Genomic DNA, 20,507 nt, shown 5'->3' on the forward strand with positions numbered 1-20,507 from the left:
GGCGGCGCATCAGGCCACGCGGTCCTTTCCGGCAATCTGCCGCGGCAGGGCGAACAGGATGAGCGCGGCGGCAAGCAGCGTCACGCCGGCGATCACGTACAGGCCGACCTGCGTGCTGCCGGTCATGTCATGCACCTTGCCCACCATGTACGGGCTGATGATGCCGCCGAGGTTGCCGATGGAGTTGATCAGCGCAATGCCGCCCGCCGCAGCCGTGCCCGTCAGGAACTTCGGCGGCAGCGTCCAGAACACCGGCAGGCAGCCGATCACGCCCACCGCCGCCACCGTCAGCGCGGCCATCGCCAGTCCGGTCGACGCGCCGAAGTAGGCGCTGCAGATGTAGCCCAGCCCGCCCACGGCCACGGTCAGGCCGAGGTGCCAGCGGCGTTCGCCCGAGCGGTCCGAGCTGGCGCCGATCAGCACCATCGCGATGCCCGCCGCCGCATAGGGAATGGCCGTGAGCAGCCCGATGTTCAGCGGGTTCGTGATGCCGGTGTTCTTGATGAGCTGCGGCATCCAGAAGGTCAGCCCGTACAGGCCCATCAACATGAACATGTAGATCAACGCCAGCAGTGCCGTGCCCGGCTGGCGCAGGGCCGCCAGGAAGTTGTGCTCGGCCTGGCCGGCCTCGGCGTCGACGTTGGCGCGCAGCAGGCGCTTTTCGTCATGGCTCAGCCACTTCGCGTCCTCGATGCGGTTGTCCAGCAGGAGCAGCACCACCAGCCCCAGCAGGATCGTCGGCAACCCCTCCAGCAGGAACAGCCACTGCCAGCCGGCCCAGCCGTTCATGCCCGCGAAGTGGGTCATGATCCAGCCGGCCAGCGGCCCGCCGATGACGCCCGAAATCGCGATCGAGGTCATGAACCAGGCGTTGATGCGCGCGCGCCGCCGGGCCGGGAACCAGTAGGTGAAGTACAGGATGACGCCCGGCAGGAAGCCCGCCTCCGCCGCGCCCACCAGGAAGCGCAGGATGTAGAACGAGGTCTCCGACCGCACGAACATCATCGCGGTCGAGGCCAGCCCCCAGGTGATCATGATGCGGGCGATCCATCGCTTGGCACCCACGCGATGCATGATGATGTTGCTGGGCACCTCGAAGATGAAGTAGCCCACGAAGAAGATGCTGGCCCCGAGCCCGTAGGCGGCATCCGAGAGGCTCAGGTCGCCCTGCATCTGCAGCTTGGCAAAGCTGATGTTGACGCGGTCGAAGTACGCAAAGATGAAGCAGACCACCAGCAGCGGCAGCACGCGCCAGCCGACCTTGCGGTAGATGGCGTCCTCGGCGGCCGAGCCGTCCGCCAGCACGGCGACTCCGGCCATGGATGAACTGCTCATGTCAGTTCGACCAGCCGCCGTCGATCATGTGCGTGGTGCCGGTCGTGAAGCCCGACTCGTCCGATGCCAGGTACACCACCAGCGCGGCAATTTCTTCCGGCCGGCCGACGCGGCCCAGCGGCTGGCGCGCCACGAAGGCGGCGCGCACGGTGGCTTCGTCGGCACCGGCCTGCTCGGCCTGGGCCGCGATGCGGTCGCGCAGCGAAGGCGATTCGACGGTGCCCGGGCAGATCGCGTTGCAGCGAATGCCTTGCTGGATGAAGTCCGCCGCCACCGCCTTGGTCAGGCCGATGACCGCCGCCTTCGACGCACCGTAGACAAAGCGGTTGGGCACGCCCTTCACGCTCGACGCGGCCGAGGCCATGTTGATGATCGAGCCGCCGTGTTCCAGCATCGCCGGCAGGAAGGCGCGGATGGTGCGGTACATCGACTTCACGTTGAGGTCCATGCTGAAGTCCCAGTCGGCTTCCTCGCAGGCCAGGATGTTGCCGCTGTGCACGAAGCCGGCGCAGTTGAAGAGCACGTCCAGCCGTCCGGCGGTCTGCGCGAAGGCCTGCAGCGCGGCGCTGTCGCGCACGTTGAGCGACGCGGTCTTCAGGCCGGTCAGCCCTTCCTCGCGCGCCAGCGCGGCGAGTTCGGCCAGCGCGGCTTCGTCCACGTCGGTGGCCCACACGGTGGCGGCGCCTTCACGGGCCAGTGCGAGTGCGCTGGCGCGGCCGATGCCCTTGCCTGCGGCGGTGACGAGGATGTTCTTTCCCTGAACGCGGTTGCTCATGTTGCGGTGTCCTTGGTGTGATTTGAGTGCTGGTGAAATTTTCATTTCATCTATGAAATCAAATGTACGCCAAGGCCTTGAGATTTGGAGCCAGCCGGAGGCCTTGAATCACGCCTTTCTCATTGGTGTTTACCCGCAATCAGGCGCAAACCCCAGCGTCAAAAACAGCTTGCCCTGTTAGCCTAAAAGCTGAAATCTAGTTTTATCTAAGAAAACAAAGACATGGCCACCACGACTGATTCGCTGCTGCCCCGGTTGCAGGCCTGCTACACCGGCATCCTTCACGACGTCATGCGCGCGGCGGGCCTGCGCGACTTCACGCTGCCACCCACGCTGCGCCCGCTGATCGCCGGCAAGAAGATCTGCGGCCCGGCCTTCACGGTGAGCGGCCGCGTCGACCCCACGGCCGACCCGCATGAAACGCTGATGGCCTGGACCGGCTTTCTCTCGCGCGCCAGGCCGGGCCACATCGCGGTGATCCAGCCCAACGACTCGACGGTCTCGCACATGGGCGAACTCTCGGCCGAAACGCTCGGGCGCAAGGGCGTGCTGGGCGTGATCGCCGACGGCGGCGTGCGCGATGCCGAATTCATCCTGGCCCAAGGCTTCCAGGTCTGGCACCGCTACTTCACGCCGCGCGACGTGGTTGGCTACTGGCTGCCCGATGCAATGGAAGTGCCGGTGCGCATCGGCGAGGTCATGGTGAACCCGGGCGACCTGCTGCTGGCCGACACCGACGGCGTGATCTGCCTGCCGCTCGCGCAGGCCGAGGCCATCGTCACCGAGGCCGAACACATGATGGGCCGCGAGAACCTCGTGCGCACCGCCATCCTCGCGGGCACCGACCCGCAAGAGGCCTACCTGAAGTACCGCAAGTTCTGAGGCGGCGAACAGTGAGCGCCATGCAACCCCTCGATTCCCGGCTCGTGCTGCTGTCAACCGAAGACAACTGCCTGATCGCCTGCAGCCACCTCGCGGCCGGCACGGTGGTGCAGCTCGAAGGCGGCAACGCCACGCTGCCGCGCGACATCGGCCTGGGCCACAAGCTCGCGCGCCGCGCCATCGCCGCCGGCGAGAAGGTGCTGAAGTACGGCGCCGTCATCGGCAGCCTGCGCACGCCGGTCGAAGCCGGCGAGCACATCCACACGCACAACCTCGACAGCGACTACACCCCCACCTACACGCTGGACGAAGGCCACACCTTCGTCGGCCATGCCTGAAGCGACGACACCCGACATGAACCCGACGAACCCGCTCCAGCTCCACGGCTATCCGCGCGCCGACGGCCGCAAGGGCATCCGCAACGTGGTGGTCGTGGCCTACCTGGTCGAATGCGCGCACCACGTCGCGCGCGAGATCACGCTCAACTTCCGCCAGCAGCAGGGCGACGTCGAAGTGCACCTCGTCGGCTTCCCCGGCTGCTACCCCAACGAGTACGCCGAACGCATGATGACGGCGATCACCACGCACCCCAACGTGGGTGCGGCGCTGCTGATCTCGCTGGGCTGCGAGAGCATGAACAAGCGCAAGCTCGAACAGGCCATCGAAGCCTCGGGCCGGCCGGTGCACACGCTGACGATCCAGCAGAAGGGCGGCACCCGCAGCACGATCCGCGAAGGCACCGAGTGGGTCGAATGGGCGCTGGCCGAACTCGCGCAGCAAGAGCGCGTGCCGATGGCCATGAACGAACTCATCGTCGGCACCATCTGCGGCGGCTCCGATGGCACCAGCGGCATCACCGCCAACCCGGCCGTGGGCCGCGCCTTCGACCTGCTGATCGCACAGGACGCGCGCTGCATCTTCGAGGAAACCGGCGAGCTGATCGGCTGCGAATTCCACATGAAGCGGCGCGCCGCCACGCCCGAACTCGGCGATGCGATCGTCGAATGCGTGAACAAGGCCGCGCGCTACTACAGCACCATGGGCCACGGCAGCTTCGCGCCGGGCAACGCCGATGGCGGCCTCTCGACCATCGAAGAGAAATCGCTCGGCGCCTATGCCAAGAGCGGCGCCTCGCCGATCAACGGCATCGTGAAGCCGGGCGACGTGCCAACGCAGGGCGGCCTGTACCTGCTCGACGTGGTGCCCGATGGCGAGCCGCGCTTCGGCTTTCCGAACATCAGCGACAACGCGGAGATCGTCGAACTCATCGCCTGCGGCGCGCACCTCATCTTGTTCACCACCGGGCGCGGCTCGGTGGTGGGCTCGGCGGTCTCGCCGGTCATCAAGGTCTGCGCCAACCCCGACACCTACCGCCAACTCGCCGAGGACATGGACGTGGACGCCGGCCGCATCCTCGAAGGGCGCGGCACGCTGCAGGAGGTGGGGCAGGAAGTCTTCGATGCGGTGCGCGATGTCGCCAACGGCGCGGCCACCAAGTCCGAAGGACTGGGCCATCGCGAATTCATCCTGACCTACAAGGCCTTCGAGCCCATCGGTCCGTCCTGCATGCCGCTGGCTCGCGCGGCCTGAGCCGGCCACTCCTGCGAACGATTTCTCGAAGGAGATTGCTTGAACTACCAGTTCGATTTCGCCCCCGTGCTCGCGCAGTGGCCGCTGCTGCTGGAAGGCGCATGGACGACCGTGCAACTGTCCTTTGTCGCCACGGTGCTGGGCTTTGCGCTGGGCACGGTCTGCGCACTCGGCCGCAACAGCCGGCACGGCTGGCTGCGCGGCCTGACGGGCGGCTATGTAGAGGCGATCCGCAACACGCCGCTGCTGATCCAGAGCTACTTCCTGATCTTCGGCCTGTCGAGCGCGGGCGTGACCATGCCGATCATGGTGGGCGCGGTGCTGGCGCTGGTGGTGAACATCGGCGCGTACAGCTGCGAGATCATCCGCGCGGGCATCGAGTCGATCCACAAGGGCCAGCTCGAAGCCGCGCAATGCCTGGGCCTGTCGAAGCTGCAGGTGTTCTGGCACGTGATCCTGCGCCCGGCCGTGGAGCGCGTGTACCCGGCGCTCGCCAGCCAGTTCGTGCTGCTGATGCTGGCCTCCAGCATCATGTCGTCGATCGGCGCGGAAGAGCTGTTCGGCGTGGCCAACCGCATCCAGTCGGACACCTTCCGCAACTTCGAGATCTTCATCGTGCTGTGGGTGGTGTACCTCGTGCTGTCGTACGCCATGCGCCTGGGCTTCTGGCTGCTGGGCATGCTGATCTTTCCGCGCCGGCGCAAGCTCGGCACGCCGCTGTGAAAGGCGTCGCGTCATGACATTCATGCCGGCCGATCACTTCGGCTTTCTGTTGATGGGCGCTTGGGGCACCGTTCAGCTCTCTGCGCTCGCTTTTGTCGGCGGCGGGCTGATCGGGCTTGCGGTGGCGCTGGCCCGCGTGTCGCCGGTCAAGGCGGTGCGCGTGGCGGCCGCGGGCTACATCCAGGTCATCCAGGGCACGCCGCTGCTGGTGCTGATGGGCGTGTGCTTCTTCGGCCCCAACATCGCGGGCGTCGGCTCGGTGCCGGCACTGGCGGCGGCGGCGCTGGCCATCACCGTCTACGCCAGCGCCTTCCTCGGCGAGATCTGGCGCGGCTGCATCCAGTCGGTGCCGCGCGCGCAGTGGGAAGCGGCCGAATGCCTGGCGCTCACGCGCTGGGAGCGCATGCGCCGCGTGATCCTGCCGCAGGCCTTGCGCATCGCGACGCCGCCCACCGTGGGCTTTCTCGTGCAGATCATCAAGAACACATCGATCGCGTCGCTGGTGGTCGGCTATGCCGAGCTGTCCTACAACGCGAAGGTGCTGAACAACTCGACCTTCCAGCCCTTCCTGTATTTCGGGTGTGCGGTGGTTCTCTATTTCATTCTTTGCTACCCGCTCTCGCGGTGGAGCCGTGCACTCGAAAGGAAGCTCCATGCATCCCGTGGTTGAACTCGACAAAGTCCACAAGCACTTCGGCGCCTTGCATGTCTTGAAGGGCGTGTCGTTCTCGGTCCAGCGCGGCCAGGTGGTCGCCATCATCGGCCAGAGCGGCTCGGGCAAGAGCACCGCGCTGCGCTGCATCGACCGGCTGGAGACCATCGACAGCGGCACCATCCAGTGCTGCGGCCACGCAGTGCACGACCCGTCGCTGAACCTGCGCGCGCTGCGCAAGGACGTGGGCATCGTGTTCCAGAGCTACAACCTGTTCCCGCACCTCACGGTCAAGCAGAACATCACGCTCGCGCCGCAGTCGGTCAAGAAGATCGGCGCGTCCGAGGCCAACGCCATCGCGATGGAAGTGCTCGAGCGCGTGGGCCTGGCCGAGAAGGCCGATGCCTACCCCGAGCAGCTCTCGGGCGGCCAGCAGCAGCGCGTGGCCATCGCGCGCTCGCTCGCGATGAAGCCGCAGTTGATGCTGTTCGACGAAGTGACTTCCGCGCTCGACCCGCAGCTCACCGGCGAAGTGCTCAAGGTGATGGAACAGCTCGCGTCCGAAGGCATGACCATGATCCTCGTGACGCACGAGATGGCTTTTGCGCGCGGCGTGGCCGACAAGATCATCTACATGCACCAGGGGCTGGTGTGGGAAGAGGGCGACGCCAGCATCCTCAGCAACCCGCAGACGCCCGAGCTGCAGCATTTTCTCGGCACCGGGCTCTGAGCCCCGGCGCCCACCTTCACAACTCCAGGAGACCTTCGATGACCCGCTCTCTCTTTGCCCAGCGCCGCGGCGCACTGCTTTCAGCTATCGCGCTGGCCCTGCCGCTCGCCTTCATCGGTGGCGCGGCGCATGCCGACCAGCTCGACACCATCACGGCCGCCAAGAAGATCCGCGTGGCCATCGACCTGGCCGTGCCGCCCTACGGCCTGAAGGACGAAAAGCTCAACGCCACCGGCTCCGACGTCGAGACCGCGCGCCTGCTGGCCAAGAGCCTGGGCGTGGAGCTGGAGATCGTGCAGACCAACGGCGCCAACCGCATTCCGTTCCTGCAGACCGACAAGGCCGACATCGTGATCTCGAGCATGTCGGTCACGCCCGAGCGCGAGAAGGTGGTCGACTTCTCGATTCCCTACGCCGCCATCCTGGCCGTGGTCGGCGCGCCGAAGAGCATGACGATCACCGGCCCCGCCGACCTGGCCGGCAAGAAGGTGATTGCCACGCGCGGCACCACCAACGACCAGGAACTCACCAAGGCCGCGCCGGCCGGCACGCAGATCGTGCGCTTCGATGACGACGCCACCTCCATCACGGCAGTGATCAGCGGCCAGGCCGACATCTTCGCGACCGCGCCGCCGCTGCTCAAGACCATCAACGAAAAGAACCCGGCCAAGCAGATGGAGCCGAAGTTCACGATGAAGATCAACATGATGGCCATCGGCCTGCGCAAGAACGAGCCCCGGTTGAAGGCCAAGCTGGACGACTTCGTGAAGGCGCAGCTCAAGAGCGGCGAGCTGAACACCATCTACAAGAAGTTCCACGGCGCCGACCTGCCGGTCGAAGTGACGCGCAACGCAGGCTGATGACCATGGCGAAGATAGACCAGGTCGAGATCGCGCAGATCGACATTGCGCCCAAGGTCAAGCGCACCGACGCCATCCAGTCCTTCGTGACGCAAGAGACCGTGATGGTCACGGTGCGCTGCGACGACGGTTCGGTGGGCACGGGCTACACCTACACCATCGGCACGGGCGGCTCGTCCATCGTGGCGCTGCTGCACGACCACCTGGTGCCGCGTCTGATCGGGCGCGATCCGCAGCAGTACGAAGCGATCTGGCGCGACCTGTTCTTCCACACGCACGCCACTGCTGTCGGCGCCATCACCAGCCTGGCGCTGGCGGCCATCGACACCGCGCTGTGGGACCGCAATGCGCGTGCCGCCAACCTGCCGCTGTGGCGGCTGGCCGGCGGTGCGCAGTCGCGCGTGCCGGTCTACACGACCGAAGGCGGCTGGCTGCACATCGAGCCGGCGCAACTGGTCGAGCAGACGCTCGCAGCCAAGGCCGATGGTTTTCTCGGCGCGAAGATCAAGGTCGGCAAGCCGCATGTCGCACAAGACATCGCGCGCCTGTCGGCTGTGCGTGAAGCGGTCGGCGCGGATTTCGAGTTGATGGTCGATGCGAACCAGAGCTTCACCGTCGCTGAAGCCATTCGCCGCGCGCGCCAGTACGCACCGCTCGATCTCGCGTGGTTCGAAGAGCCAATGCCGGCCGAGCATGTGCGCGGGCATGCGCAACTGCTGGCCAGCACCAGCGTACCGATTGCGGTGGGTGAGTCGATGTACCACCCGTCGCAGTTCGCCGAATACATCCAGCAGGGCGCCTGCTCCATCGTGCAGGCCGACGTGGCGCGCGTGGGCGGCATCACGCCGTGGCTGAAGATCGCGCACCTGGCCGAAGCCCACAACATCGCGATGTGTCCGCACTTCCTGATGGAGCTGCATGTGAGCCTGTGCGCGGCGGTGCCGAATGCGCGCTGGGTCGAATACATCCCGCAGCTTGATGACCTGACTACGAGCCGTCTGCGTATCGAGGACGGGCATGCGGTCGCACCTGAGACGCCGGGACTCGGCATCGAATGGGATGTCGATCAGCTCAAGGCGCGGCGCAAGTTCACACCTCTGGTGGTGCGCGGCTGAGCGTATTTGGAGTTGGGGTGCGGCTGTTCAGGGCGGCACTCACGCCGACACGGTGCTCTTTTTCGCGAATGTCCCCCGCTTCGCTCCTCCTTTATTTCGCGAAAAAGAGCCCCGTATCGACGTGAGCGCTGGACAGAGCAGTCGTTGATCGGCTGCATACCAGCAGCGCGTCCATGTGCGAATGACGCCGGGTGCTCCCCGCAGCGAAATAAAGGAGGAGCGAAGCGGGGGACATTCGCGGAGGGGAGCACCCGGTGTCATTCGCACTCGCCCCGAATGAACCCGAACCCGCCCCGCTCGTGAACGGCCTTCAAAAGGCCGAGTCAGCCAGCTTCAAGCAGATGCCGCAACGCCTGCAGATCACGCGCGATCCATTCCGCATCACGCTCGAACGCCGCATCGTCCATGTGCGGCTGGCGCAGCAACGTGAACTGCAATTCGCAAGCGCCCGGCGCGACGCCGATCACCCGGAACGGCAGGTAGACCTCGGGCACACCTTCAGGCGCGACCCAGTGATCGAGAACGCCGAAGTCGTTGGATGGCGCAAAGCGCATGTGCGCGTCGCCGCTCTCGGGCGTTTTCACAATCCAGTGGTCGCCGTGGCGAACCAACGCGCTCTTGGCCAGTCCGCTCGCCCAATCAGGCAAACGCGCCGGATCGGCAGCCAACGCATAGGCGCGACGCCATTCGCAGGCCACACGCTGCGTGACGACGCGGGACTGCACGGCGAGGTCTTCATTCGTCTGCTTCATCGAAGTCACTCCTGAGGACTTTGGCCACCACCGCGCCCGAAAAACCGCGCGCCAGCAGAAACCGCATTTGTTTGGCCCGCTCCTTGGCATCGGCGGGCGCTGCGTCGAAACGGCGACGCCACAGCGCCGTGGCGCGTTCGACTTCCGTGTCTTGCAAGCTGGCCACCGCTTCGGCGATGGCCTCGGGCGCGATGCCCTTGGCCTGCAACTCCTGCCGCACCCGCAACGCGCCGGAACGGGCGGCGCGCTGGTTCAGCACCGAGGCCACCACACGCGGCTCGCTGATGAAGTCCTTGGCGGCCAGTTCGTCGAGCGCGCGGGCCAGCGTGCCGGGCTCTTCTTCGTGCTTGGCCAGCTTGCGCTCCAGCTCCGCACGCGAATGCTCGCGCTGGCTCAGGAGGCGCAACGCGCGGCCTTTGAGGGAAGGGGCTGCAAAAGCCATGCGTGATCAGGTCGTCGCTCGCGCGGCCCGCGACAGGCCGCGCCCGAACCAACTTACTCGCTCTTGTCTGCCTTGTCGGCCTTCGGCGCCTTGGCGGGCTTCTCGGCCTTTTCAGGTTCCGACCCGGCATCGGCGGCCAGCAGCGGAATGCCCAGCGACTCGCGCACCTTGTTCTCGATCTCGCGCGACAGCTCGGGGTTCTCGCGCAGGAACTCGCGGGCGTTGTCGCGGCCCTGGCCGATTTTTTCGCCGTTGTAGGCGTACCAGGCACCCGACTTGTCGACGATCTTGGCCGTGACGCCCATGTCGATGATTTCGCCTTCGCGGCTGATGCCCTCGCCGAACAGGATGTCGAACTCCGCCGTCTTGAACGGAGGGCTGACCTTGTTCTTGACCACCTTCACCTTGGTTTCGTTGCCGATGGCTTCGTCGCCCTTCTTGATGGTGCCGATGCGGCGGATGTCCAGGCGCACCGAGGCGTAGAACTTCAGCGCGTTGCCGCCGGTGGTGGTTTCGGGCGAACCGAACATCACGCCGATCTTCATGCGGATCTGGTTGATGAAGATGACCATGCAGTTGGTCTTCTTGATCGTGGCGGTGAGCTTGCGCAGCGCCTGGCTCATCAGGCGGGCCTGCAGGCCGGGCAGCGAGTCGCCCATTTCGCCTTCGATTTCAGCCTTGGGCGTGAGGGCGGCGACCGAGTCGATGACGATCAGGTCGACGGCACCCGAGCGCACCAGCGAGTCGACGATTTCGAGCGCTTGCTCGCCGGTGTCGGGCTGGCTGATCAGCAGGTCGGACAGGTTCACGCCGAGCTTCTGGGCGTACTGCACGTCGAGCGCATGTTCGGCGTCGACGAAGGCGCAGGTGCCGGCCTGCTTTTGCATCTGGGCGATGACCTGCAGCGTGAGCGTGGTCTTGCCCGAGGATTCCGGGCCGTAGATTTCGATCACGCGGCCGCGCGGCAGGCCGCCGACGCCCAGCGCGATGTCCAGGCCCAGCGAGCCGGTGGAGACCACCTGGATGTCTTCGAGCGCCTCGCCTTCACCCAGACGCATGATCGTGCCCTTGCCGAACTGCTTTTCGATCTGGGCCAGCGCGGCCTGCAGGGCCTTGGCCTTTTCACTGTTGGCGACCGAGATACTTGCGCCCTTGACGACTGCGTCCATGTGGAAATCTCCTTGAAAATCAACGGTTGGTGTCTGGTTTCACCCATCTGCTTTTAACCACAGGCTGGATGCTTGAACAGTAGTGTAGAGGCTCATTGGTTTGAGTAAACCCATTTTTTGGTCAGTTTGCTTTACCATTTGGCGCCATGTCCGAAGCCGCCTTCCCGACCGATTCCGATGCCTGGCGACAGACCCACCTGGGCCGCCTGCTGGGCCACGCCATGCGCCGCTTCGACGAGCGCGTGCTGGCGCTGATGGCGCACGACCTCGACGTGCCGCTGGCCCTGTCGAACCTTGCCGCGCGCGCCCAGGTGAGCGCCGCGCACGTCCACATCACGCGGCACCTGGCGCGCGAGGGTTCGCGCCTGACCGAGCTGGCCGAGCGCGCCGGCATGACCAAGCAGGCGATGGGCGCGCTGGTCGACCAGTGCGAGGCCTGGGGGCTGGTCACGCGCGGGCCCGATCCGCTCGATGCGCGCGCGCGCCGCGTGCTCTTCACCACTGACGGCCTGGCCTGGCTCGATGCCTTCCGCAGCGCGGTGACGCAGGCCGAGCGCGAGTTCCGCAGCAGCGTCGGCGACGACATTGCCACCGTGGTAACCATCGGACTGGAAGCCTATACGGCGGGCTAGACTTCACCGGGGGAGAGAGAACGAGACAAATGCGAGCGGCGCCAGCACGGCGCCCGAACCGGCCGGAGGTGGCACATGAGAATTCTGATTGCCGAAGACGACCAGGTGCTGGCCGATGCCCTGCTGCGCAGCCTGCGCACTTCGGGCGCGGCGGTCGACCACGTGGCGAACGGCTCGCAGGCCGACACCGCGCTCATGACCCATGACGAATTCGACCTGCTGATCCTCGACCTCGGGCTACCCAGCCTGCACGGCATCGAGATCCTGAAACGCCTGCGTGCGCGCGGCTCGCAACTGCCGGTGCTGGTGCTCACGGCGGCCGACAGCGTGGAAGAGCGCGTCAAAGGACTGGACCACGGCGCCGACGACTACATGGCCAAGCCCTTCAGCCTGCAGGAACTCGAAGCGCGCGTGCGCGCCCTCACGCGGCGCGGCATGGGCACCACCAGCAACGCGATCCGCCACGGCCCGCTGGTCTACGACCAGGCCGGCCGCGTCGCCACCATCGACGGCAAGATGATCGAGCTGTCGGCGCGTGAACTCGGCCTGCTCGAAGTGCTGCTGCAGCGCGCCGGCCGGCTGGTCAGCAAGGACCAGTTGGTCGATCGCCTCTGCGAATGGGGCGAGGAGGTGAGCCTCAACGCCATCGAGGTCTACATCCACCGGCTGCGCAAGAAGATCGAGAAGGGGCCGGTGCGCATCGCGACCGTTCGCGGCCTGGGCTACTGCCTCGAAAAGATCCAGAACTGATGTACCCCTGCGTGCGGGAAATGCCGTGGAGCCGGCTTCGCCGGGCCGCAGGCATGGCCCCTGGTAGGGCGTTGGCGAAGCGACGCGAAGTGCGCAAGGCCTGGGGGCGAATCAAGTGAAGCTCTTCCAGCGCGCCCAGCGCTCCCTGTTCGGCGAAATCCTCGACTGGATGCTCACGCCGCTGCTGCTGCTGGTGCCGGTGAGCATCGGCGTCACTTGGCTGGTGGCGCAGGGCATCGCCAACGCGCCCTTCGACCGCGCGCTGGAACACAACGTCAAGGCGCTGGCCGAACTCGTGACGGTGAAGGACGGGCAGACGCAGTTCGTGCTCTCGCAGCCGGCGCGCGAGATCCTTCGCGCCGACAACGCCGGCAATGTGTACTACCAGCTGCTCGACGGCCACGACACGCTGCTGAGCGGCGATCGCGACCTTCCGATGCCCGGTCTCGACGAGCCGCTGCCGCCCGGCCAGGTGTTCCTGCACAACAGCGCGTTGCACGGCAAGGAAGTGCGCGTGGCCTCGCTGTGGATCGCCAGCGGCGTCGCGGACGTGCCGCCCACGCTGCTGCAGCTGGCCGAGACACGCGAGAAGCAGGCGGTGCTGGCGCTGGAGATCATCAAGGGCGTGCTGCTGCCGCAGTTCGCGATCTTGCCGCTGGCGGTGCTGCTGATCTGGCTGGCGCTGGTGCGCGGCATCAAGCCGCTGTCGGTGGTGGAGGCGCGCATCCGCGAACGGCGCCCCGGCGACCTGAGTCCGCTCGACGAATCTTCCGTGCCGCTCGAAGTGGTGCCGCTGGTGTCGTCGGTGAACGAGCTGCTGAACAAGCTCAACGATTCCATCGACACACAAAAGCGCTTTCTGGCCGATGCGGCGCACCAGCTCAAGACGCCGCTGGCGGGCCTGCGCATGCAGGCCGACCTGGCGCAGCGCGAAGGCGCCAATGCCGACGAGCTGAAGCAATCGCTCAAGCAGATCGGCCGCGCCAGCGTGCGCGCCACGCACACGGTGAACCAGTTGCTGTCGCTCGCGCGCGCCGAAGGCACCAGCGCGATGACGCATCAGCAGCCTTGCGACCTGGCGCGGCTGACCATCGAGGTGGTGCGCGAGGCCGTGCCGCGCGCGATCGAAAAGCGCATCGACCTGGGCTACGAGGGCGCCCAGGCAGGTGCGCCCGGCGTGGTGTTCGACGGCAACCCGACGCTGCTCAAGGAGCTGGTGCGCAACCTGGTCGACAACGCGCTCAACTACACGCCCTCGGCGCCTCCCGAACGACCCGGCCGGATCACCGTGCGCGTGCTTGCCGACCCCTTCGGCCATGTGCTGTTGCTGCAGGTGGAAGACAACGGCCCGGGCATCGCGGAGTCCGACCGCGAGCTGGTGTTCGAGCCCTTCTACCGCGTGCTCGGCAACGAGGCCGACGGCTCGGGGCTGGGCCTGCCGATCGTGCGCGAGATCGCCAACCAGCACCGCGCGCAGGTGAAACTGGAGGACGCGCATCCCGGCAAGCATCCGCCGGGGGCGCTCTTCACCGTTCGCTTCGAAGGAGAGCATCTGGAATGAGCGCATCCGCCGGGGAGTTCAAGGCCATCGAGGCGCTGCGCCGCCGCTTCAAGACGATCCGCACCGACACCGACGTGTCGGACATGTTCGACTTCGGCGCCGACCTGCTGGAGCTTCAATCGCCCCAGGCACTGGCCTTCCACTACGAACTGCTGCACGACACCGGCATGGACAGCGAGCTGTACGACTGGCTTTGCCGCAAGTTCGGCGAACGCGGCGATGAAGCCGAAGACCATCTGCTCGCCTGCTTCGAACAAGAGCAGGACCCGTCCATGCAGGCGACCGTGCTGCAGATGCTCGGCGCCTTCAAATACCGCAAGGGCCGCCGCCTGAAAGAGACTGTGGCACTGGCACGCGCCGCGCTCGCGTCGCCGCACGAAGACCTGCGCTGCAAGGGACTGTGGGTGATCGGCTGGCTCGGCGGCACGAGCGACATCGCGAAGGTGACGCCGCTGCTCGCCGACGACCCCGCCGCCGCGAACCGGCAATGGGCCGCCAGTGCGCTGATGCAGATCGTGCTCAACCGCCGCAGCGCGGCGCCCAAGGCGCTCGAATGTCTGCGCACAGCCCTCGAAGCCGAGACCGATGCGGTCGCGCTTCGCGGCATCCTGGTCGCGGTGCAGGAGATCGCGGGCAAGAAGTTCGGCCTGAGTTCAAGTTCGCACGAACCACCGTCCGAAGAAAAATTGCAGGCCGCGCTGGCCAAGGCGCGGCGGATGTTCGCGCGCGCCGCTTGACCCAATTACGGCGCTGGCGCCGATGCGGGCGGGGTCGCCGGTGTGCCGGCCTTGGGTTCCTTGCGGATCTGCAGCCACTCGGGCCGGATCTGCCGCGCAAGCCGTTGCGGCTCGCGCTCGTTGAGGCCGGCCGGCGCCAAGCCGAAGCCGACCAGGTCACCGCGCGCCCACAGGAAGTAGCCGGCGTTGGCCAGCAGCAGGACGACGAGTACCAGGCGCAACTTCATCCGCGTCAGAAAGACATGCCGCGAGGGCGCACGCTCACTTCGTCGCTGGTGATCAGTTGCAGGCCGGCGTCGGTGCGCACCTGCAGCTCGCCGCCCCAGGCCACGCCTTCGCACAGACCGGCGGTGCCGTCGCTCAGCACCACTTCGCGTCCGCGCAGCACGTCGCGCGCGGCAAAGCGTTCGGCAAAAGGTGCGAAGCCGCCGGCCTCGAAGGCCAGCACGGCGCGCACCAGCGGCTCGGCCATCTCGCGCAACACCTCCGGCGCGCTCGCCTCGGGCCGCCACTGGCGCAGCCACGCGGGCGGCGTGCGCATGCCGTCGCCTTCGCGCGCGCCGATGTTGATGCCGATGCCGATCACGACGTAGCGCTGTCCATCTTGTCGCGCGGCCTGCGGCATCGCGGTCTCGATCAGGATGCCGACCAGCTTGCTGTCGTTGACCCACACATCGTTGGGCCACTTGAGCCCGACCTTGTGTTCGCCCGTCGGGTCCAGGCTCTCGACCACGCTGACACCGACGGCGAGCGACAGGCCCGACCAGTCGGCAGGCGCCAGCGGCAGGCCGAGCGAGAACATGAGCGAGGCAGCGGTGTCCTGCTGCGGCGTGCTTTGCCAGGGGCGACCGAGGCGGCCACGCCCTGCCGTCTGGCGCTCGGCCACGAGCAGCACGGGCTCGGTGCGGCCAGCGCGCGCACGGCGCATCAGCTCGGTGTTGGAAGAGTCGACCTCGGTCACGACCTCGACCGTGAAGCCCGGCAGCAGCGGCGCGACCGCTGCGGCGATCCGGTCTTCGAACCAGTCGGCCGTGGTGCTGCTGCTGTTCATGCTCAGTCCTTGTCGGACTTGTCTTTCCTGGCGGATTTCTTGTCCGCCTTCTTGCCGTCGGCTTTTTTCTCGGCTTTCTTCTTGTCAGCCTTCTTGGCTTCCTTCTTCTCTGCCTTTTTCTTTTCAGCCTTCTTCCTGGCCTTCTTCTTTTTCTTCTCTTCGTCTTCGTCCTTGGGCGTCAGCAGCGTGCCGCGGCACTGCTCGGAGCCGCACCAGCAAGGAAATTCGGACAGCAGCTTGGGCGTGTACGGCTCGTCGATGACGAGGCCGTAGTCGTAGTTGAGCTCTTCACCGGCGGCGATGTTGCGCAGCGCCTTGATGAACACGCGGCCATCGGTTTCGTCGGCTTCGCAGTTCGGCTCGCACGAGTGGTTGATCCAGCGCGCGTCGTTGCCCTTGACGTTGCCGTCGATCACACGCCCGTCATCGATGTGGAAGTAGAAGGTGTGGTTGGGCTGCGTCGGGTCATGCGGATGGCGGCGCAGCGCCTCTTTCCAGTTGATGATCTCGCCCTTGTATTCGATGAGCGTTTCGCCTTCGGCCAGGTCCTGCACGGCGAACACGCCGTTGCCATGGACGTCGGAGCGCCGCATCTGGATGCGGCGGCCGCTGGACTGCTTCGAGGCCCGCGCCTCCCCCTCGGGGGGTTGGGGGGCTTCCAGATCGCGGCCAACGGAAAGTGGGGTTTTGGAAGGCATCGCCGAAGTCTGTTAGTTTGAATATGCACACATGCGCGTGTGCGCGTGCGCACGCGGGAAGCCGCAGAGTATAGAGAGCCCTCAGATGACAAAGACTTTGGTAATCGCAGAAAAGCCGTCGGTGGCACAGGACATCGTCCGTGCACTCACGCCGGTGGCCGGCAAATTCGACAAACATGACGAGCATTTCGAGAACGACAGCTATGTCGTGACCAGCGCTGTCGGCCACCTGGTCGAGATCCAGGCGCCCGAGGAATTCGACGTCAAGCGTGGCAAGTGGAGCTTTGCCAACCTGCCGGTGATTCCGCCCCACTTCGACCTGAAGCCGGTCGACAAGACAAAGACGCGCCTGAACGCCGTGGTCAAGCAGGCCAAGCGCAAGGACGTGACGCAACTCATCAACGCCTGCGACGCGGGCCGCGAGGGTGAGCTGATCTTTCGCCTGATCGAGCAGTACGCCGGCGGCAAGAGCCCGCTGGGCAAGCCGGTCAAGCGCCTCTGGCTGCAGTCGATGACGCCGCAGGCGATTCGCGACGGCTTCGATGCGCTGCGCACCGAAAAGCAGATGCAGGGCCTGGCCGACGCCGCGCGCTCGCGCTCCGAGGCCGACTGGCTGGTGGGCATCAACGGCACGCGCGCCATGACCGCGTTCAATTCGCGCGACGGCGGCTTCTTCCTGACGACCGTGGGCCGCGTGCAGACGCCCACGCTGTCGGTGGTGGTCGAGCGCGAGGAACAGATCCGCAAGTTCGTCTCGCGCAACTACTGGGAAGTCCACGGCAACTTCGCGGCCGAGGCCGGCGAGTACCCGGGCAAGTGGTTCGACGCCAACTGGAAGAAGGCCAACGCGCCGCTGCAGGCCAACGGCGAGCCCGACCCCGAGCAGCGCGCCGACCGCGTGTGGAACGAGCAGGACGCGCTGGCCATTGCCAATGCCGCGCGCGGCAAGCCCGCCACGGTGACCGAAGAAAGCAAGCCCACCACGCAGGCCTCGCCCGCGCTGTTCGACCTGACCTCGCTGCAGCGCGAGGCCAACGGCCGCTTCGGCTTCAGTGCCAAGACCACGCTCGCGCTGGCGCAGAGCCTGTACGAACGCCACAAGGCGCTGACCTACCCGCGTACCGATTCGCGCGCACTGCCGGAAGACTATCTGCCGGTGGTCAAGGACACCATGGGCATGCTCGCCAACAGCGGCATGAAGCACCTGGCGCCGTTCGCCCAGCAGGCGGTCGACGGCAACTACGTCAAGCCCAACAAGCGCATCTTCGACAACGCCAAGGTGTCGGATCACTTTGCGATCATCCCGACGCTGCAGGCACCGAGCGGCCTGAGCGAAGCCGAGCAGAAGCTCTATGACTTCGTGGTGCGGCGCTTCCTGTCGGTGTTCTTCCCGAGCGCCGAGCACCAGGTGACCACGCGCATCAGCACGGTCGAGCAGGGTGGCAAGAAGTACCCGTTCCGCACCGACGGCAAGGTGCTGGTCAAGCCGGGCTGGCTCGCCATCTACGGCAAGGAAGCGCAGGACGACGAGAAGGAAGACGACAAGGACGGCAAGCGCCTCGTGCCGGTGAAGCCGGGCGAGATCGTCCACACCGAGTCGGCCGACATCAAGGGCCTGAAGACGCGCCCGCCCGCACGCTACTCTGAAGCGACGCTGCTCGGCGCCATGGAAGGCGCCGGCAAGACCATCGACGACGACGAGCTGCGCGAGGCCATGCAAGAGAAGGGCCTGGGCACGCCAGCCACGCGCGCGGCCACCATCGAAGGGCTGATCGCCGAGAAGTACATGCTGCGCGAAGGCCGCGAGCTGATCCCGACGGCCAAGGCCTTCCAGCTCATGACGCTGCTGCGCGGCCTGGGCGTGGAAGAACTGTCGAAGGCCGAGCTGACGGGCGAGTGGGAATACAAGCTCGCGCAAATGGAGAAGGGCGCGCTCAGCCGCGACGCCTTCATGCGCGAGATCGCGGCGATGACCGAGCACATCGTCAAGAAGGCCAAGGAATACGACCGCGACACCGTGCCGGGCGACTACGCCACGCTCGAGACGCCGTGCCCCAACTGCGGCGGCGTGGTGAAGGAAAACTACCGCCGCTACGCCTGCACCGGCAAGAGCGGCACCGGCGAAGACGCCTGCGGCTTCTCGTTCGGCAAGTCGCCGGCCGGGCGCACCTTCGAGGTGGCCGAGGCCGAGGCGCTGCTGCGCGACAAGCACATCGGCCCGATCGACGGTTTCCGCTCCAAGGCCGGCTGGCCCTTCACCTCCGAGATCGTCATCAAGTACGACGAGGAAGCCAAGAACTGGAAGCTGGAGTTCGACTTCGGCGACGACAAGAATGCCGAGAGCGGCGAGATCGTCGACTTCAGCGAGCAGGACACCGTGGGCCCGTGCCCGGTGTGCGGCGCGCCGGTGTTCGACCACGGCAGCAACTACGTCTGCGAGAAGTCGGTGCCGACCAACGCGCAGCCGACGCCCAGCTGCACCTTCAAGACCGGCAAGATCATCCTGCAGCAGCCGGTGGAGCGCGCGCAGATGGAAAAGCTGCTCGCCACCGGCAAGACCGACCTGCTCGACAAGTTCGTGAGCATGCGCACGCGCCGCGCCTTCAAGGCCTTCCTGACCTGGAACGCCGAAGAGGGCAAGGTGACCTTCGAGTTCGCGCCGCGCGAAGGCGGCAGCAAGTTCCCGCCGCGCAAGACCTTCGGCAAGCCGGCGGCAAAGACCGCCGCAGCCAAGAAGGTGGCGGCGAAGAAGACGCCCGCCGCCAAGAAGGCACCGGCCGCGAAGAAGGCGGCCACGCCGCGCAAGCCGGGCGCGGGCCTGAAGCCCAGCGACTCGCTGGCCGCGGTGATCGGCGCCGATCCGGTGGCGCGCACCGAGGTCATCAAGAAGCTGTGGGACTACATCAAGGCCAACAACCTGCAGGACGCGCAGAACAAGCGCGCGATCAATGCCGATGCCAAGCTGAAACCCGTGTTCGGCAAGGACCAGGTGACGATGTTCGAACTCGCGGGCATCGTGGGCAAGCACCTCTCGGCACCCGACGCGGCCTGACGCGGCATGCAGCGCCGACACCTCGCCGCCGCGCTGGCCGCAGCAATGCTGCTGGGCGGCGCGGGCCTCGCCCACGCTGCCGCGTGGCCTGACAAGCCCGTCAAGCTGGTCGTGCCTTTCCCGCCCGGACAGGCCACCGACATCTTTGCCCGTGCGCTCGCCGAACAGCTCGGCAAGCGGCTGGGCCAGCCCGTGATCATCGACAACAAGGCCGGCGCGGGCAGCAACATCGGCACCGAGTTCGTGGTGCGCGCGCCGCCCGATGGCTACACGCTGGTGGTGGCGGGCAGCGCGATGGCGGTAAACCAGACGCTGTATGCCAAGCCGGGGTTCGATCCGCGCCGCGACCTGGTGGGCATCTCGCTGATCGCGAAGGTGCCGCTGGTGTTCCTGGCCACGCCCGAGAGCGGCATCCGCACGCTGGCCGAGCTCACGGCGCGCGCCAAGGCCGAGCCCGGCCGACTGAGCTACGCGAGCGCCGGCATCGGTGGCACGCAGCACCTGTCGGGCGAGATGTACAAGTCGGCGGCGCATGTGTTCATCACGCACATTCCGTACCGTGGCAGCGGCCCGGCGCAGTCGGACTTTCTGGGCAACCAGATTCCGCTGATGGTCGACTCGGTGACGGCCGCGCTGCCGCACATCAAGGCGGGCAAGGCGATTGCGCTGGCGGTGACTTCGGCCACGCGCTCGTCGCAGTTGCCCGACGTGCCCACGGTGCGCGAGTCCGGTGTGGCCGGCACGAAGAACTTCGAGGCCGTGGGCTGGCTCGGCCTGATGGCACCGCGCGGCACGCCGCCCGAGATCGTGGCGCGGCTGAATCACGAAGTGACCGACATCCTGAAGAGCGAGCAGATGGCGCGCTTCATCCGCGAACGGGGCTCCGAGCCGGCGCCCACGAGCGGACCCGAGTTCGACCGCTTCGTGGCGAGCGAGATCGGGCTCTGGGGTGCGGCGGTGAAGGCTTCGGGCGCCAAGCCCGAGTAAGCGAGCAACAAACG

22 protein-coding genes are annotated in these 20,507 nt (G+C 66.6%); 14 read left to right on the forward strand and 8 right to left on the reverse strand.

Going from position 1 to position 20,507, the window contains the following annotated elements:
* Window positions 1-9: 9 nt before the first annotated feature.
* Together ACSFB7_RS15020 and ACSFB7_RS15025 are read right to left on the reverse strand one after the other, a co-directional pair.
* Window positions 10-1,335: an MFS transporter gene (locus ACSFB7_RS15020; RefSeq protein ID WP_435471361.1), complete on the reverse strand. Its 1,326-nt coding sequence runs from the start codon at window positions 1,333-1,335 to the stop codon at window positions 10-12.
* Between the two features lies 1 nt (window position 1,336).
* Window positions 1,337-2,110 carry an SDR family oxidoreductase gene (locus ACSFB7_RS15025; protein ID WP_435471363.1) on the reverse strand — a complete coding sequence of 258 codons (774 nt, stop codon included), beginning with the start codon at window positions 2,108-2,110 and terminating at the stop codon, window positions 1,337-1,339.
* 222 nt (window positions 2,111-2,332) lie between these two features.
* On the opposite strand from ACSFB7_RS15025, the gene ACSFB7_RS15030 reads away from it, so the two are divergent.
* Genes ACSFB7_RS15030 through ACSFB7_RS15065 form a run of 8 tightly spaced genes read left to right on the forward strand, consistent with a single transcriptional unit; the run spans window position 2,333 to window position 8,662 of the window.
* Window positions 2,333-2,992: an RraA family protein gene (locus ACSFB7_RS15030; RefSeq protein WP_435471365.1), complete on the forward strand. Its 660-nt coding sequence runs from the start codon at window positions 2,333-2,335 to the stop codon at window positions 2,990-2,992.
* Window positions 2,993-3,012: 20 nt separating this feature from the next.
* Complete coding sequence (locus tag ACSFB7_RS15035; RefSeq protein WP_435471367.1) at window positions 3,013-3,330, forward strand: UxaA family hydrolase; 318 nt, start codon at window positions 3,013-3,015, stop codon at window positions 3,328-3,330.
* Between the two features lie 16 nt (window positions 3,331-3,346).
* The gene (locus ACSFB7_RS15040) at window positions 3,347-4,582 is read left to right on the forward strand and encodes a UxaA family hydrolase (protein ID WP_435471369.1); all 1,236 of its coding nucleotides are present in this window, start codon (window positions 3,347-3,349) and stop codon (window positions 4,580-4,582) included.
* Window positions 4,583-4,621: 39 nt separating this feature from the next.
* Window positions 4,622-5,305 carry an amino acid ABC transporter permease gene (locus ACSFB7_RS15045; protein ID WP_435471371.1) on the forward strand — a complete coding sequence of 228 codons (684 nt, stop codon included), beginning with the start codon at window positions 4,622-4,624 and terminating at the stop codon, window positions 5,303-5,305.
* Between the two features lie 22 nt (window positions 5,306-5,327).
* Window positions 5,328-5,975 (forward strand): amino acid ABC transporter permease, encoded by a 648-nt coding sequence (locus ACSFB7_RS15050; protein ID WP_435471882.1) that lies wholly within the window; start codon window positions 5,328-5,330, stop codon window positions 5,973-5,975.
* Window positions 5,959-6,687, forward strand: coding sequence for an amino acid ABC transporter ATP-binding protein (locus ACSFB7_RS15055; protein ID WP_435471373.1), 729 nt, complete (start codon window positions 5,959-5,961; stop codon window positions 6,685-6,687). Before ACSFB7_RS15050 ends, ACSFB7_RS15055 begins: the two co-directional genes overlap by 17 nt.
* 38 nt (window positions 6,688-6,725) lie before the next feature.
* A complete protein-coding gene (locus ACSFB7_RS15060; protein WP_435471375.1) occupies window positions 6,726-7,547 on the forward strand; it encodes a transporter substrate-binding domain-containing protein in 822 nt (273 codons plus the stop codon).
* A 5-nt stretch (window positions 7,548-7,552) separates the two neighbouring features.
* Complete coding sequence (locus ACSFB7_RS15065; protein WP_435471377.1) at window positions 7,553-8,662, forward strand: mandelate racemase/muconate lactonizing enzyme family protein; 1,110 nt, start codon at window positions 7,553-7,555, stop codon at window positions 8,660-8,662.
* A 323-nt stretch (window positions 8,663-8,985) separates the two neighbouring features.
* On the opposite strand, the gene ACSFB7_RS15070 is transcribed toward ACSFB7_RS15065, so the two are convergent.
* The 3 genes from ACSFB7_RS15070 to recA are packed head-to-tail and all read right to left on the reverse strand — an operon-like array spanning window position 8,986 to window position 11,025.
* Window positions 8,986-9,414 (reverse strand): SRPBCC family protein, encoded by a 429-nt coding sequence (locus ACSFB7_RS15070; RefSeq protein WP_435471379.1) that lies wholly within the window; start codon window positions 9,412-9,414, stop codon window positions 8,986-8,988.
* A complete protein-coding gene (recX, locus tag ACSFB7_RS15075) occupies window positions 9,398-9,856 on the reverse strand; it encodes a recombination regulator RecX (protein ID WP_435471381.1) in 459 nt (152 codons plus the stop codon). The genes ACSFB7_RS15070 and recX overlap by 17 nt, the downstream gene beginning before the upstream one ends.
* Window positions 9,857-9,909: 53 nt before the next feature.
* Entirely contained in the window at window positions 9,910-11,025 is a 1,116-nt protein-coding gene (recA, locus tag ACSFB7_RS15080) for a recombinase RecA (RefSeq protein ID WP_435471383.1), read from the reverse strand.
* Between the two features lie 146 nt (window positions 11,026-11,171).
* On the opposite strand from recA, the gene ACSFB7_RS15085 reads away from it, so the two are divergent.
* The 4 genes from ACSFB7_RS15085 to ACSFB7_RS15100 all read left to right on the forward strand — a co-directional run bounded on the left by ACSFB7_RS15085 (window position 11,172) and on the right by ACSFB7_RS15100 (window position 14,705).
* Entirely contained in the window at window positions 11,172-11,657 is a 486-nt protein-coding gene (locus tag ACSFB7_RS15085; RefSeq protein WP_435471385.1) for a MarR family winged helix-turn-helix transcriptional regulator, read from the forward strand.
* A gap of 75 nt (window positions 11,658-11,732) precedes the next feature.
* Window positions 11,733-12,407 carry a response regulator transcription factor gene (locus tag ACSFB7_RS15090; RefSeq protein WP_093128962.1) on the forward strand — a complete coding sequence of 225 codons (675 nt, stop codon included), beginning with the start codon at window positions 11,733-11,735 and terminating at the stop codon, window positions 12,405-12,407.
* A 115-nt stretch (window positions 12,408-12,522) separates the two neighbouring features.
* On the forward strand, window positions 12,523-13,968 hold the full coding sequence (locus ACSFB7_RS15095; RefSeq protein WP_435471388.1) for a sensor histidine kinase: 1,446 nt from the start codon (window positions 12,523-12,525) through the stop codon (window positions 13,966-13,968).
* Window positions 13,965-14,705: a HEAT repeat domain-containing protein gene (locus ACSFB7_RS15100; protein WP_435471390.1), complete on the forward strand. Its 741-nt coding sequence runs from the start codon at window positions 13,965-13,967 to the stop codon at window positions 14,703-14,705. Before ACSFB7_RS15095 ends, ACSFB7_RS15100 begins: the two co-directional genes overlap by 4 nt.
* A 5-nt stretch (window positions 14,706-14,710) precedes the next feature.
* Here the strand turns inward: ACSFB7_RS15100 and ACSFB7_RS15105 are convergent, their stop codons facing one another.
* Genes ACSFB7_RS15105 through ACSFB7_RS15115 form a run of 3 tightly spaced genes read right to left on the reverse strand, consistent with a single transcriptional unit; the run spans window position 14,711 to window position 16,454 of the window.
* Window positions 14,711-14,932, reverse strand: coding sequence for a sporulation protein (locus ACSFB7_RS15105; RefSeq protein ID WP_435471392.1), 222 nt, complete (start codon window positions 14,930-14,932; stop codon window positions 14,711-14,713).
* Between the two features lie 5 nt (window positions 14,933-14,937).
* Complete coding sequence (locus tag ACSFB7_RS15110; protein ID WP_435471394.1) at window positions 14,938-15,756, reverse strand: biotin--[acetyl-CoA-carboxylase] ligase; 819 nt, start codon at window positions 15,754-15,756, stop codon at window positions 14,938-14,940.
* 2 nt (window positions 15,757-15,758) lie between these two features.
* Complete coding sequence (locus tag ACSFB7_RS15115) at window positions 15,759-16,454, reverse strand: SET domain-containing protein (protein WP_435471396.1); 696 nt, start codon at window positions 16,452-16,454, stop codon at window positions 15,759-15,761.
* A gap of 85 nt (window positions 16,455-16,539) precedes the next feature.
* Between ACSFB7_RS15115 and ACSFB7_RS15120 the strand changes: the two genes are divergently transcribed.
* Window positions 16,540-19,506: a DNA topoisomerase III gene (locus ACSFB7_RS15120; protein ID WP_435471398.1), complete on the forward strand. Its 2,967-nt coding sequence runs from the start codon at window positions 16,540-16,542 to the stop codon at window positions 19,504-19,506.
* A gap of 6 nt (window positions 19,507-19,512) precedes the next feature.
* Window positions 19,513-20,493, forward strand: a complete 981-nt coding sequence (locus tag ACSFB7_RS15125) for a tripartite tricarboxylate transporter substrate binding protein (protein WP_435471400.1) — start codon at window positions 19,513-19,515, stop codon at window positions 20,491-20,493.
* Window positions 20,494-20,507 lie beyond the last annotated feature (14 nt).

It is taken from the genome of Variovorax raffinosi (assembly GCF_051216615.1).
In the GTDB taxonomy this organism is placed as follows: Bacteria; Pseudomonadota; Gammaproteobacteria; order Burkholderiales; family Burkholderiaceae_C; genus Variovorax.